The sequence below is a fragment of the Streptomyces sp. NBC_01485 genome (assembly GCF_036227125.1).
Taxonomy (GTDB): domain Bacteria; phylum Actinomycetota; class Actinomycetes; order Streptomycetales; family Streptomycetaceae; genus Streptomyces.
Genome location: NZ_CP109435.1, coordinates 1,489,620 through 1,502,927, shown reverse-complemented (window position 1 = coordinate 1,502,927; position 13,308 = coordinate 1,489,620). Strand labels below are relative to the sequence as shown.

Here is a 13,308-nt window from a genome sequence, read left to right as displayed (position 1 = left end):
TTGCTGCGCGTGCCGCGCCTACTCCACGACGGCGGCCTCCACCGGCACCGGCACCGACAGCGACTTCGTGTCGGCCGGTGTGTCGGCCGGTGCGGAACGCGGCGGCAGCAGGTCCAGCACCGCCTTCCGGTCGGCGTCGCTCGTCGCGTCGTCGTACGGATCCGGAGTCGCCGGCACCTGCAGCCGGTGCACCGGGCCCGACCCCAGCCGGGCGTATCCGCGCCCCGGCGGGACGTGGTCGACGGGCGTGGTGTGCGGGGGCGCGCCGAGCACCGTCTCCAGGTGCTCCCGCGACGCCGGCCCCAGCACGACACGCGCGCGGGTGTGCTGCCGTACGGCGTCGCTCAGGGAGTCCAGGGCGTCGGACTGCTCGGCCACCACGACCGTGACGGCGGCCGCGCGGCCGTGCCGGAGGGGGACCTGAAGGAGGGACTGCGGGTCCTTGTGGCCGTCCGCGTGAGCGAGGTGGGTGAAGACGGTGGGGCGGTCCAGGACGATCCACAGGGGGCGCTTGGTGTCCTCCGGTGGCGCCTGGCCCGCCTGCCGGGCCAGGTTGGCGGCGATGAGGCGGCGTTCCGTCTCGCCCGCCGCCCACTCCAGGGCGGCCAGCGCCCCGGCCAGGCCGACCTCGACGCCCAGGACGCCCTCCCGGCCGGTCAGGCAGGCGTACTCGCCGGTGCCGCCGCCCTCGACGATCAGGACGTCGCCGTACTGCAGGGCCTGCAGGGCGATGCAGCGCAGCAGGGTCGACGTGCCGCTGCCGGGCTGGCCGACCGCCAGCAGGTGCGGCTCGGTGGAGCGGACTCCGGTGCGCCAGACGACCGGCGGGACGTCGCGCCGGTCCTTGCCGAAGGCGAGGGGCAGCGTGCGCTGGACCCGGGAGGGGTCGGTGAAGCCCAGGACCGTCTCGCCGGGGGCGGTGACGAAGCGCTGGGCGGCGATGTCGGTGGGGAGGGGGGTGAGGACGCCGACCGTGAGCTCGTTGCCCTCCTCGTCCCAGACGAAGAGGTACTCACGGCCGCGGCCCGACTTCGCGGCGAGCAGTTGCTCGATCCGCGCGCGGGGGGCGGCCTCGCCGTCCGGGAAGTAGGCCGGGTAGCGGATCACGAGGTGGGTGACGCGACCCGAGTCGTCGAACTCCTGGGCCGGGAAGACCTTCTCCCACTCGCCGCCGTGGGCGTAGAGGGGAGAAGGGTCCTCGGCCGTCGAGAAGTACGGCACCAGAGCGTCGTACAGGACCTGGAGCCGCTGGGTCTGCGACTCGTCGGGGCCTTCGGGAACCGGTGGGGTGCGGTCCCTGCCCTGCCAGGCCGCCGCCGCCATCAGGGTGATGACGGCGAGCAGCGGGCCGTACGGCACCAGTGCGACGACCAGGATCACCGAGGCCGCCAGGAACAGCAGCGGTCCGCGCCGGTCCTTGGGGGTCCCGGCCCACCTGCGCCGCCCGGCCGAGGCCAGCCGGCGCAGTCCGCGGGTGATCGTGATCAGCGGATGGAGGACATCGGTGGCGCTGTCGGCCGCCGTCCGGGCCAGCTCCCGGCTCCGGGCGAGCTGCGCGTTGCCTGTGCTCAGGATGCGGGGGAGGGGGCGCCGGACCACTGCTGTCTCCTGGAGGTGCGTACGGACGGGACGTGCGGCGTCAGAACTTGATGCCGCCCAGCAGGCCGGCCAGACTCTCGCCGCCCGCCTTGATGCTCGGAGCGATGGCCGTGCTGGCCATGTAGAAGCCGAAGAGGGCCGAGACCACGGCGTGCGACGCCTTGAGCCCGTCCTTCCGGAAGAAGAGGAAGACGATGATGCCGAGCAGGACCACGCCTGACATGGACAGGATCATTTGAGTTCTCCTGGTTCGCGGGGACAGTCACCATGAGTACTTCCAGGCTCACAGGATGTATCCATACGATAAAAGGTGCAACTGGGTGAAATTCGGCAGATTTCCCCCGAGTGGCGGAAGGTCTGGTGGGCTGCTGAGCAGCGAAATTGCGTCGAACGGGTCTGCCCGTGATCTTTGCCGCCGACGGGACCGGCCATGTGTGCGGCGAGCCAGTACGCTGGCGATTCACCTGAACGGTTGTAGCGAGAGGCGGTCCGGCCGATGTCCGAAGCCCCCGACCCCGAGGTCGTGGAACTGGCGACCAAGATCTTCGATCTGGCCCGCCGGGGACAGACCGAGGAGCTCGTGGCCTACGTCGACGCGGGCGTTCCCGCAGGCCTGACCAACGACCGCGGCGACTCGCTCGTGATGCTCGCCGCGTACCACGGGCACGCAGAGGCGGTCCGGGCCCTGCTGGCCCGCGGCGCCGAGGCCGGCCGGATCAACGACCGGGGTCAGACCCCGCTCGCCGGAGCCGTTTTCAAGGGTGAGACGGACGTCATCAGGGCCCTGCTGGAGGCCGGCGCCGACCCCTCACAGGGCACGCCCTCGGCCGTCGACACGGCCCGCATGTTCGGCAAGACGGAGCTGCTGGAACTGTTCGGCGCGCACTGAGCCGACGGTCCTGGGCAGGTCGAGAGAAGTTCCTGACCGGATAAATCAACGACCACGGGGGAGGCGGTACAAGGCCGCCGGAAATTTCGGTCGCGGCAGGTAGAACAGCCGGGTCATCATGACGTCGTGATGCACGGACGTGATGGCTGGGCAGGTGTTGCCGCACCGCGCGGGCCGTGACGCGGTCCGCATGGGCCAACTGACGAGAGGCAGAAGGAAATGGTCTACAGCAAGCAGGAAACGGCGGGCGCCCCGACGTGTTGTCACGCGGCCAGGTAATGCACGTCCCCGGTTGCGTCGACGCTTGATGTGAGGCTGTTTCCCATGTTCGATCCGGTCATAGCGCCCAGCGGTACGCTGCTCGGCCTGCTCCAGAGGGGCCGCGGCGACGGCACGCTGCACGCGCTCACCGCCCCGCGCGCCGAGGCGCTCGCGGCGCTGAACCACTGTGTGCTGCGGGATCCCCGCCACGACTGGCAGGTGGAGAACCGCTCCCTCTACTACGCCCGCCTCTACCTCGACCTGAACGGCGAGCTGGACGAGATCGAGGCCCACCTCTTCGACGTCGAGGACGTCTTCGACACCGAGGAGTCGCGCACGGGCCTGGCCCTGGCCGTCCTCGGTCATCTCGCCTCCTACGGCCGGCGAGACGCCCTCGACCTGCTGCGCAGGTACGCCGCCTCGGGTGCCAACTGGGCCTGGGCCCTGGACGAACTCGCCCTGCGGGACGACGACGCCGGGCTGCGCGCCCTGGCCGTACCCGTGCTCGCGCGGTTCGCCGCCGACGCCGAGGGCGAGGCCGAACTCGTCGCCGCGGTCCGGGACGCCTTCGAGCCACGGCCCTGGCGGCTGTGGGCCGAGGATCCCCGCGAACACGTGTCCACGCGCGTGCGTGCCGCTCACGAGGCCGGCTCCTTCGACCGCTGGCAACGGCAGATGCGTCCCGGCGGACCCCGCCCCGGCTGGAGCGTGCGGGCCGTGTTCGAGTGGGCCCAGCAGGGCGTCGAACGCGGCGCCGCCCTCCATGTGCCCGCCGCCCGCTGTCTGTCCGCCGTGGCCGGGCCCGAGGACCGCCCCGAGATCGTGCAGGCGGCCAAGGACGGCAGCGACGGAGCCCGCTGTACCGCCCTGCGCTACCTCGCCGACTGCAATGATCCCGACACTCCGGTCCTGATCGAGCAGGCCGTCGCCGCCGGCTCGACGGCCGTCGTGGAGGCCGCCGTCGACGCCTTCGAACGTATGCGCAGCGTCGCCGCCGTCGACCGGGCCCGCGGCTGGGTCCACCGGCCCGACGCCCTCGGCGCCGCCGCCGGCCGCATGCTCGCCTGCCGGGGCGGCACCCAGGACAGCGACCTGGTCCTCGGCGCCCTGCGCGAGGCCGTACGCGGCGAGGGCTGCGACGCGCCGACCCTGTGGACCCTCGTCGACGGCGCCGGACGACTCGGCATCGTCTGCGCGGCGCCGGTTCTGCGCCACATCTATCGCGAGACGGCCTCGTCGCATCTGCGCGGGCGCTGCGCCCGCGCACTCGCCGCCACCGACCCCTCCTACGCCGCCGGGTTCGCCGTCGAGTGTCTCTGGGACTGCGAGGAGGGCACCCGCGAGATCGCCGCCCGGCACGCCGAGACCGGTGACACCCGGGTCGTGGAGCGCCTGCGCCGGCTCGCCGCCGACCCGGCCGAGGAGGCGGAGGTCCAGACCGCCGTCCGCAGCCGGATCGGACCGGACGCCGCGTCAGCCATGTGACACCGCCGTGTGACACCGGGGCAGGCCGCCGCCCGAGGGGAGCCGGGCGGCGGCCCGCCCCGGCGGATGAACACGGGGTGACCAGTGGGGCGGACGGGCATGGACGCCGTCCGACCTGCGCGGTACGCGTCGAGCGGGCACCGGGTGCTCAGCTCAACGGCCACGGGACGTTTGTCGTGCGGAAAGATCCACTTTGACGTGGCCACGTCCGGGGCGGCGACAACACGGGTATGCGTGTCGTCATCGTGACCGAATCCTTTCCCCCCGACGTGAACGGCGTGGCCCATTGCGCCTTCCAGACCGCCCGACACCTCGTCGATCGCGGTCACGCCCCCGTCGTCGTCGCCCCGGCCACCGCCGCCGGGACCGGGCCGGACGCCGAAGCGCCCTGCCCCGTCGTCCGAGTCCCCTCCCTTCCGCTCCCCGGCTACCCCCAGGTCCGCGTCGCCCTCCCCAGCCGACGCGTCGCCGCGGCCATCGCCGAGCACCGCGCCGACCTGGTCCACCTGGCCAGCCCCTTCATCCTCGGCGTCCGCGGCATGGCCGCCGCCGCCCGGCTGGGCATTCCCGCCGTCGCCGTCTACCAGACCGACCTGGGCGGATACGCCCGCACCTACATGGGCGCCGGCGAGGCGGCGGCCTGGCGCCGGATACGGTCCGTGCACGCCGCCGCCGACCTCACCCTGGCCCCCTCCAGCGCGGCCCTGCACGACCTGGACACGCACGGGGTGCCCCGGGTCAAGCTGTGGCCGCGCGGCGTGGACACCGTGCGCTTCCGTCCCGACCACCGCGACGAGGCACTGCGCCGCGAACTGGCCCCGAACGGCGAGCTGATCGTCGGCTACGTCGGCCGGCTCGCCCCCGAGAAGCAGGTCGAGCTGCTGGCCGGCGTGTGCGGGCTGGCCGGCGTCCGCGTCGTCGTGGTGGGCGACGGGCCGAGCCGGCCCGGCCTGGAGGAGGCCCTGCCGGGCGCGGCCTTCCTGGGCAACCGCACCGGCGACGAACTCGCCCGCATCTTCGCCTCGCTGGACGTGTTCGTGCACACGGGCCCCTTCGAGACGTTCTGCCAGACCGTCCAGGAGGCCATGGCCAGCGGTGTGCCGGTGGTCGCGCCCGCCGCGGGCGGCCCCCTGGACCTGGTCGCCCACGGGCGCACCGGCCTGCTCGTCCCGCCGGGCGACGCGGCCCGGGTGCGCGGCGCGGTGGCCTCGCTTGCCGCCGACCCCGCACAGCGGTCCGCCTACGGCGCCGCCGGGCGGGAATGGGTCGAGGGACGCACCTGGGCCGCCGTCGGGGACCGGCTCATCAGCCACTACGAGGACGTGCTCGCCGCACGCCGACTGGTGGTGGCGGCATGAGCGCCCTGTACGACGCGAGCGACCTGGGCGGCGTGAGCGACCTGGGCGGCGCGGGCCGTGCTGCCGGTACGCGCTCCGGGCCGTTGCGGATCGTGCGGCTCGCCAACTTCGTGGCGCCCGCCTCGGGCGGGCTGCGCACGGCGCTGCGCGAGCTCGGCAAGGGCTATCGCGCGGCCGGTCACGAGCCGGTCCTGATCGTCCCCGGTGAACGGGTCGGCGACCGGGCGACCGAGCAGGGCCGGGTGATCACCCTGCCGGGGCCGCTGCTCCCCGGCACCGGCGGCTACCGCGTCCTCACCGACAAACGGCGGGTCGCCCGCCTCCTGGAGGAACTCGCCCCCGACCGCCTGGAGGTCTCCGACCGCACGACACTGCGCTGGACCGGCACCTGGGCGCGCCGGGCCCGCGTTCCCGCCGTGATGGTCTCCCACGAGACCGCCGACGGCGTCCTGCGCACCTGGGGCGTGCCCGAAGCAGCGGCCCGGCGCGCCGCCGACGCCCTCAACCTCCGTACGGCGCACACGTACGCGCGCGTGGTGTGCACCACCGAGTTCGCCGAGCGGGAGTTCGTCCGGATCGGGGCGCGGAACGTGGTGCGGGCGCCGCTGGGCGTCGACCTCGTCGAACGGCACCCCGCCCTGCGCGACGCCGGACTGCGGGCCGTCCACGCGCGCGTGGACGAGATCCTGCTGGTGATGTGCACCCGCCTCTCCGTGGAGAAGCGGCCCGGTACGGCGCTGGACGCCCTGGAGGCGCTGCTGCGGCGCGGTGTGCGGGCGGTGCTCGTCGTCGCCGGGGACGGGCCCCTGCGGCCGCAGCTGGAGCAGCGGGCCCGGGAGCGCGGGCTGCCCGTGACGTTCCTCGGGCACGTCTCCGACCGCGGCTCGCTGGGCGCCCTGCAGGCCTCCGCCGACGTGTGCCTGGCACCGGGGCCCGCGGAGACGTTCGGGCTCGCCGCCCTGGAGGCGATGGCCTGCGGGACCCCCGTCGTCGCGAGCGCCTCCTCGGCGCTCCCCGAGGTGATCGGGGCCGCGGGGGCCACCGCGGCCGACCGGGGGGAGGCGTTCGCGGACGCTGTGGAGAACCTCCTGGAGCGTCCTTCGGCGGCCCGCCGGGAGGCGGCACGCGCGCGTGCGGAGTGCTTCGGCTGGGGGACGGCCGTCGACGGGTTCCTCGCCGCGCACGACGCGACGGTGCCCGCCGGGAGCGACGCCTACGACCCGCCCGCACCGGGACCGGCCACCGCCCCTGCCCGTCCCTTCGTGCCCGGAGGCCTCGGATGAGACGCGTCCGCTTCGTTGCGCTCGGGGACTCGCTCACCGAGGGCGTGGGGGACCCCGTGGGCGAGGGGTGGCGCGGCTGGGCCGCGCTCCTCGCGGACGGGATCGCCGGGGAGGCCGAAAGGGGCGAGGAGGCCGCGGGAGCCGAAGGGGCTGAGGGGATCGAGGGGGGCGAGGGGCCCGTGGCGGCCGTGGAGTTCAGCAACCTCGCGGTCAGCGGGGCGCAGACGCGGGACGTGCTGGAACGGCAGCTCCCGGCCGGGCTGGCGCTACGGCCCGACGTCGTCTCCGTCGTCGTCGGCGTCAACGACACCCTGCGCTGCACCTTCGACATCCACGCCGTGGCCGCCCGGCTCGACACGGTCTACGGCGCCTTCGCCGAGCAGGGCGCGGTCCTGCTCACCGCGTGCCTGCCCGACCCGGGCGGGACCCTCGGGCTGCCCGGGGCCCTCGCCCGGCCGCTGGCCCGGCGCCAGCGCGCCGTCAACACCGTCGTGCACGCCCTCTCCGAGCGGTACGGCGCCGTCCACCTGCACGCCTCGGAGGGCGCCTGGCTCACCGACCGGGCGATGTGGAGCGCGGACCGGCTCCACCCCGGCGAACGGGGGCACCGGCAACTGGCCGTCCGCTTCCACGCGCTGCTGGCGGAGGCGGGCCTCGCGACCGGGCCCGCGCCGTCGCCCGAGCCCGAGTTCCCGGCGCCCACGACGTCGGCGAGCCTGTGGTGGCTGGCGACCGCCGGCACCGGCTGGATCGCCCGGCGGTGCACCGACCTGCTCCCGCAACTGCTCACCCTGGCCGCCGACGAGATGCGGCACCGCGCGCGGGGCACGAGCGCCCGGCTCGACCTACGCGCCTCCGCCGCGGTGTCCGCCGCACTCACCGCTCTGTCCGTGGGGGAACGGCAGCCGGACGCCGCCTGAGACGGACGCCATGGGCGTCAGCGTCGGCGTACGGCCACGAAGCGGACCGGTGTTCCCGGTACCGCCTGGGCGGCGGCCGGGAGGTCGGTCGCGCGGACGACCCCGATCACCGGGTAGCCCCCGGTGGTCGGGTGGTCGGCCAGGAAGACCACCGGGCGGCCCGCGGGCGGCACCTGTACGGCGCCCAGGACCATCCCCTCGCTCGCGAGCTCCCCGCTGAGCGCCCGCTCCAGGGCGGGCCCGTCGGTGCGCAGCCCGATGCGGTTGCTCGCCGAGGACACGCGGAACGTCCGCGAGGTGAAGGCGCGGACCGCGTCCGGGGTGAACCAGTCGTCGCGCGGGCCCAGAGTCACCCGCAGGACGAGTTCGGCCGGGGGCGCCGGCTGCGGGGCGACGTCCACGCGCGCGTGCGGGGCGAGTTCGCGCCCCGGCGGCCCCAGGGGGCCCAGCGGCAGGATCGTGCCGTCCGTGAGCGGGGCGGGGCCGAGGCCCGACAGCAGGTCCGTGGAGCGGCTGCCGAGAACCGGTTCGACGGCGATGCCGCCGGCCACTGCCACGTAACCGCGTACCCCGGAGACGGCCGGTCCGACGTCCAGCACCGCCCCGGCGGGGACGCGCACGGGTGCGCCCCAGGCGACCGGCCGGCCGTCCACCGTGACCCGGCAGGGCGCGCCCCCGACCGCCACGGTCACGGCGGAACGCGGCCTCAGCGCACAGCCGTTGAGCGTGGTCTCCAGGACGGCCGCGTCGGGCGGGTTGCCCACCAGCCGGTTGACGAGGGCCGCCGCGGGCACGTCCAGCGCACCGGAACGCGGCACGCCCAGATGCGCGTGTCCGGGACGGCCCCGGTCCTGCACCGTGGTGAGCGCCCCGGCGCGGACGACGCAGAGTGCGCGGTCGCTCATGTCGTCCCCACCGTCTCTGCCGTCCCCACCGTGTCCACCGGCCCTCCCGGCCCCGCCGGGACGAAGCGCACGCGTGTGCCCGGCGCCAGCAGTGCGGCCGGTACGCGCGCGTGGTCCCACAGCACCGCCTCCGTGGTGCCGATCAACTGCCAGCCGCCCGGCGAGGAACGCGGGTACACGCCCGTGTACGGCCCCGCCAGCGCCACCGAACCCGCCGGCACGGAGGTGCGCGGAGCGGCCCGGCGCGGGACGTCGTAGCGCGCGGGCAGGCCGGTGAGATAGCCGAAGCCTGGCGCGAACCCGCAGAAGGCGACCCGGAACACGGCGGCCGCGTGGATGCGGGCCACCTCCTGTTCCGGGACACCCCACAGGGCGGCGACCTCGGACAGGTCCGGGCCGTCGTACCGCGTAGGGATCTCCACGACGTCGCTCTCGCGCGCGGGAGCGGGCGGTATGTCGGAGGCGGCCAGCTCGGACGCCAGGCGGCCGGGGTCGGTCAGACCGTCCAGGAGGACCGTGCGGGCCGCCGGGACGATCTCGCGGGCACTGAGCAGGCCCGCCGCGCGACGGCGCAGCAGCTCGGCGTGCAGGGCCTCGGCCTCCGCACCCGAGGCCACCTCGACGAGCAGGGCGTCGTCGCCGACGGACCGGACGCGCAGGCTCATGCGAAGGCCTCCACCCGCACGCCCGACTCCTCCAGCCGGCGCCGGACCCGGCGGGCCAGCTCCACCGCGCCGGGCGTGTCGCCGTGCAGACACAGGGAACGCGCGCGTACCTCGATGGACGACCCCGCGTGGGAGGTGACCCGGCCGAGGCGGGCCAGGCCCACCGACCGCTCCACGACGGCGTCCGGATCGCTGACCACGGCCCCGTCCCGCCCACGTGGCACGAGCGTGCCCTCCTCGGTGTACGCGCGGTCCGCGAAGGCCTCCGGGACGGCCGGCAGCCCCGCCTCGCGGGCCAGCTCCAGCAGACGTGAGCCGGGCAGCCCGAGCACGGGCAGCGCGGCGTCGGCGAGGCGCACCCCGTCGACCACCGCGCGGGCCTGCTCCTCGTCGTGCACGACCCGGTTGTAGAGCGCGCCGTGCGGCTTCACGTACGCCACGCGCGCGCCGGCCGCCCGGGCGAACACGTCCAGGGCGCCGATCTGGTACGCCACCTCGGCGGCCAGTTCGGCGCTCGGCACGTCCATGGCGCGCCGCCCGAATCCGGCCAGGTCCCGGTAGGAGACCTGCGCGCCGATCGTCACGCCCCGCTCGGCCGCCAGCTCGCACACCCGCCGCATGGTGGCCGCGTCCCCGGCGTGGAAGCCGCAGGCCACGTTGGCGCTGGTGACGACGGACAGCAGCCGCTCGTCGTCGGTCAGCTCCCAGCGGCCGAAGCCCTCGCCGAGGTCGGCGTTCAGATCGATCGCGGTCGTCGCGGTCATGGTTTCTCCGTGTCTCCTTGTCTCCGTCTCAGGCCACGCGGTACTGCTCGTCGCGGGCGTCGGTGAGGAACATCTGTCCCGGGGCGTGGGTGAGGGCGAACGGCGGGCGTGAGGCCATCACCGCGGCCTGCGGGGTCACGCCGCAGGCCCAGAACACCGGGATGTCGTCCGGCGCGGCGTCCACCGCGTCGCCGAAGTCGGGCCGGCCGAGGTCGTCGATGCCCAGCCCCGACGGATCGCCGCAGTGTACGGGGCTGCCGTGCACGGCCGGGAGCAGACTGCTCTCCCGGATCGCCGCCGCGAGATGCCGCGGCGGCACCGGCCGCAGGGACACCACCAGGGGGCCGTGCAGCCGCCCCGCAGGGCGGCACTGACGGTTCGTCACGTACATCGGGACGTTGCGTCCCTGCTCGACGTGCCGGATCGGGACGCCCGCCCCGGCGAGCGCCCACTCGAAGGTGAAGCTGCAGCCGATCAGGAACGACACCAGGTCGTCGCGCCAGTACGCGCGCACGTCCGTCGGCTCGTCCACCAGCTCCCCGTCCTCCCACACCCGGTAGCGCGGCAGATCGGTACGCAGGTCCGCGCCCTCGGCCAGGACGGTCGTCCAGGAGCCGGCGTCCGTCACGTCGAGGACGGGACAGGGCTTCGGGTTGCGCTGGCAGAACAGCAGCATGTCGTACGCCCAGTCCGCGGGCACCGAGATCAGGTTGACCTGGGTGTGGCCCGCCGCGACCCCGGCCGTGGGGCCCGTCAGGCCCGCCCGGAAGCGGGCCCGGGCGGCGGCGGGGCTCCACGCGTGCGCGTGCTCGTCGACGAGGGTGACGGGACGGTCCGCGGCAGGGGGCGGCCGGTGGTCCTGCGGGTGGATGGGACGGTAGTCCTCTGTGAGGATCGGACGACTGTCCTGTGTGACGAGCGGACGGTTCACACCAGTTCCTTCCCGCGGGTCTCCGGCAGCCCGAGCAGCGCCAGGGCGGCGATGGCGTAACCGATCGCGCCGAACACCAGCGCACCGCCCACACCCCAGCTGTCGGCCAGGAAGCCGACCATGGTGGGGAAGACGGCGCCCACGGCGCGCCCGGTGTTGTACGTGAAGCCCTGTCCTGTGCCGCGCAGGGCGGTCGGGTACAGCTCGCTCAGGTAGGACCCGAAGCCGCTGAAGATCGCCGACATGCAGAACCCGAGCGGGAAGCCGAGCACGAGGAGCAGGGTGTTCGCGCCGCTCGGGATGTTCGTGTACGCCAGGATGCACACCGCCGACAGCAGGGCGAACAGCCAGATGTTGCGGCGCCGGCCCAGCCGGTCGGTGAGGTAGCCACCGGTCAGGTAGCCGAGGAAGGCGCCCGAGATCAGGAAGGTGAGATAGCCGCCGGTGCCGACCACCGACAGACCGCGCTCCGACTTCAGGTACGTGGGCACCCAGGTCGCCAGGGTGTAGTAGCCGCCCTGCACACCGGTGGAGAGCAGGCCCGCGAAGAGCGTCGTGCGCAGCAGCGGCCCCTTGAAGATCGCCCGGAACGAGCCTCTCTCGGCGCTCTGTTCGCGGGCGGCCGTGGCCTGCGGCGCGTCCTGCACCCGGCGCCGCATCCACACGACGAGCAGCGCGGGCAGGGCGCCCGTCCAGAACATCACGCGCCAGGCCATGTCGTCGCCGACGTACGAGAAGACCAGCGTGTACGCGACCACCGCGAGACCCCAGCCGACGGCCCACGAGCTCTGGATCGCGCCGAGGGTGCGCCCCCGGTGCTTCGCGCTCGCGTACTCGGCGACCAGGATCGCGCCGACCGCCCACTCGCCGCCGAACCCGAGGCCCTGCAGGGCCCGGAAGATCAGCAGCGTCTCGTAGGTGGGCGCGAAGCCGCAGGCGACGGTGAAGACCGCGTACGTGATCACCGTGATCATCAGGGCCTTGACCCGGCCGATCCGGTCGGCCATGACGCCCGCCACGGCCCCGCCGATCGCGGACGCGACCAGGGTGACGGTGGTGAACAGGCCGGTCTGGCCGCTGTCCAGACCGAAGTACGCCGCCAGCGCGACCATGCTCAGCGGCAGCGTGAAGTAGTCGTAGGAGTCGAGGGCGTAGCCCCCGAACGCGCCGGCGAAGGCGCGCCGGCCGCGCGGACCGAGGGCGCGCAGCCAGGCCAGTGCGCCGTCGTCGGGGGCGTGTTCGGACGCCGCGGGGCGGGCGTCGGTGGTCGGGGCCTGCGGTGGAGGGGTCGTACTCATGGGGCACCTCGCTGTGGGAGGACGGAGGGTGCTGGGAGTGAGCCGTGCCGTGAGGGAGCGATGCGCGACCGGTGCGGGCGTGGCGCTGGAGTGGTGCGGGAGGCGGGTCGCCGGGGTGGGGGCGGGGGCGGTGCCTGGAAAGGAAGGTAGAGGATCGTTGAACGATCCTTCAATACCTACGTTGTTTCGTTCTCGTATCTGCGGTTGAATTCCGGGCATGGCAGAGCAGCTGGCGGGACTGGCCGACGACCGCGCCCTCCTGGGCCGCACCAGCACGGCCGAACGGGTTTCGGACATCCTCAGGAGCCGCATCGCCGAGGGCTATTTCCCGCCCGGGACGCGACTGTCCGAGGACAGCATCGGCGGAGCCCTCGGTGTGTCCCGCAACACACTGCGCGAGGCGTTCCGGCTGCTCACCCACGAGCGACTGCTCGTCCACGAGTTGAACCGGGGCGTGTTCGTCCGGGTCGTGACCGTCGAGGACGTCGAGGACATCTACCGCACGCGCACGCTCGTCGAGTGCGCCGTCACACGCGGGCTCGGGGAGCCGCCGTACGCGCTGGACGGTCTCCGGGCGAGTGTCACGGAGGGCCAGGTGGCGGCTGTCGAGAATGACTGGAAAGGGCTGGGGACCGCCAACTTCCACTTCCACCGGGAACTCGTGGCCCTGGCCGGAAGCGCCCGCACCGACGAGCTGATGCGCAGTGTCTTCGCCGAGCTGCGCCTCGCCTTCCACCTCGTCGGCGAGCCGCGTCTGCTGCACGAGCCGTACCTCCAGCGCAACCGCCAGATCCTGGAGGCCCTGGAGGCCGGCGACAAGCACGAGGCGGAGAAACTGCTCCACGTGTACCTGGCCGACTCACTGGCCCGGGTCGTCGACGTCTACCGGCGGAGGGAGGGGGAGGGCGAAGCCCTCCTCTAGGGGCGCGGGGAACCGCGCGACAAGCCCC

At 74.2% G+C, this 13,308-nt stretch carries 13 protein-coding genes; 6 read left to right on the top strand and 7 right to left on the bottom strand.

Annotated elements, in window-relative coordinates:
- Positions 1-18: 18 nt before the first annotated feature.
- Both OG352_RS06985 and OG352_RS06980 read right to left on the bottom strand, forming a co-directional pair.
- Positions 19-1,599 carry a hypothetical protein gene (locus OG352_RS06985; RefSeq protein ID WP_329215451.1) on the bottom strand — a complete coding sequence of 527 codons (1,581 nt, stop codon included), beginning with the start codon at positions 1,597-1,599 and terminating at the stop codon, positions 19-21.
- A 40-nt stretch (positions 1,600-1,639) separates the two neighbouring features.
- Positions 1,640-1,834 (bottom strand): hypothetical protein, encoded by a 195-nt coding sequence (locus tag OG352_RS06980; RefSeq protein WP_329215449.1) that lies wholly within the window; start codon positions 1,832-1,834, stop codon positions 1,640-1,642.
- Between the two features lie 261 nt (positions 1,835-2,095).
- On the opposite strand from OG352_RS06980, the gene OG352_RS06975 reads away from it, so the two are divergent.
- The 5 genes from OG352_RS06975 to OG352_RS06955 all read left to right on the top strand — a co-directional run bounded on the left by OG352_RS06975 (position 2,096) and on the right by OG352_RS06955 (position 7,795).
- Positions 2,096-2,488, top strand: a complete 393-nt coding sequence (locus OG352_RS06975) for an ankyrin repeat domain-containing protein (RefSeq protein WP_329215447.1) — start codon at positions 2,096-2,098, stop codon at positions 2,486-2,488.
- A gap of 324 nt (positions 2,489-2,812) precedes the next feature.
- The gene (locus tag OG352_RS06970) at positions 2,813-4,234 is read left to right on the top strand and encodes a HEAT repeat domain-containing protein (protein ID WP_329215445.1); all 1,422 of its coding nucleotides are present in this window, start codon (positions 2,813-2,815) and stop codon (positions 4,232-4,234) included.
- Positions 4,235-4,464: 230 nt separating this feature from the next.
- Entirely contained in the window at positions 4,465-5,592 is a 1,128-nt protein-coding gene (locus OG352_RS06965) for a glycosyltransferase family 4 protein (RefSeq protein WP_329215443.1), read from the top strand.
- On the top strand, positions 5,589-6,875 hold the full coding sequence (locus tag OG352_RS06960; protein ID WP_329215441.1) for a glycosyltransferase: 1,287 nt from the start codon (positions 5,589-5,591) through the stop codon (positions 6,873-6,875). Before OG352_RS06965 ends, OG352_RS06960 begins: the two co-directional genes overlap by 4 nt.
- The gene (locus OG352_RS06955) at positions 6,872-7,795 is read left to right on the top strand and encodes an SGNH/GDSL hydrolase family protein (RefSeq protein WP_329215439.1); all 924 of its coding nucleotides are present in this window, start codon (positions 6,872-6,874) and stop codon (positions 7,793-7,795) included. The genes OG352_RS06960 and OG352_RS06955 overlap by 4 nt, the downstream gene beginning before the upstream one ends.
- Positions 7,796-7,812: 17 nt before the next feature.
- On the opposite strand, the gene OG352_RS06950 is transcribed toward OG352_RS06955, so the two are convergent.
- From OG352_RS06950 to OG352_RS06930, 5 genes are read right to left on the bottom strand one after another with little or no spacing between them, the layout of a single operon-like run.
- Positions 7,813-8,700 (bottom strand): biotin-dependent carboxyltransferase family protein, encoded by an 888-nt coding sequence (locus tag OG352_RS06950; RefSeq protein ID WP_329215437.1) that lies wholly within the window; start codon positions 8,698-8,700, stop codon positions 7,813-7,815.
- Positions 8,697-9,359, bottom strand: coding sequence for a 5-oxoprolinase subunit B family protein (locus tag OG352_RS06945; RefSeq protein ID WP_329223741.1), 663 nt, complete (start codon positions 9,357-9,359; stop codon positions 8,697-8,699). Before OG352_RS06945 ends, OG352_RS06950 begins: the two co-directional genes overlap by 4 nt.
- Before the next feature lie 2 nt (positions 9,360-9,361).
- Positions 9,362-10,129, bottom strand: coding sequence for a LamB/YcsF family protein (locus tag OG352_RS06940; protein WP_329215435.1), 768 nt, complete (start codon positions 10,127-10,129; stop codon positions 9,362-9,364).
- A 28-nt stretch (positions 10,130-10,157) separates the two neighbouring features.
- Positions 10,158-11,000, bottom strand: a complete 843-nt coding sequence (locus OG352_RS06935) for a putative hydro-lyase (RefSeq protein WP_329223740.1) — start codon at positions 10,998-11,000, stop codon at positions 10,158-10,160.
- 56 nt (positions 11,001-11,056) lie between these two features.
- Entirely contained in the window at positions 11,057-12,358 is a 1,302-nt protein-coding gene (locus tag OG352_RS06930; protein WP_329215434.1) for an MFS transporter, read from the bottom strand.
- Positions 12,359-12,575: 217 nt separating this feature from the next.
- Between OG352_RS06930 and OG352_RS06925 the strand changes: the two genes are divergently transcribed.
- Positions 12,576-13,280 carry a GntR family transcriptional regulator gene (locus tag OG352_RS06925; protein ID WP_329215432.1) on the top strand — a complete coding sequence of 235 codons (705 nt, stop codon included), beginning with the start codon at positions 12,576-12,578 and terminating at the stop codon, positions 13,278-13,280.
- Positions 13,281-13,308: the final 28 nt, after the last annotated feature.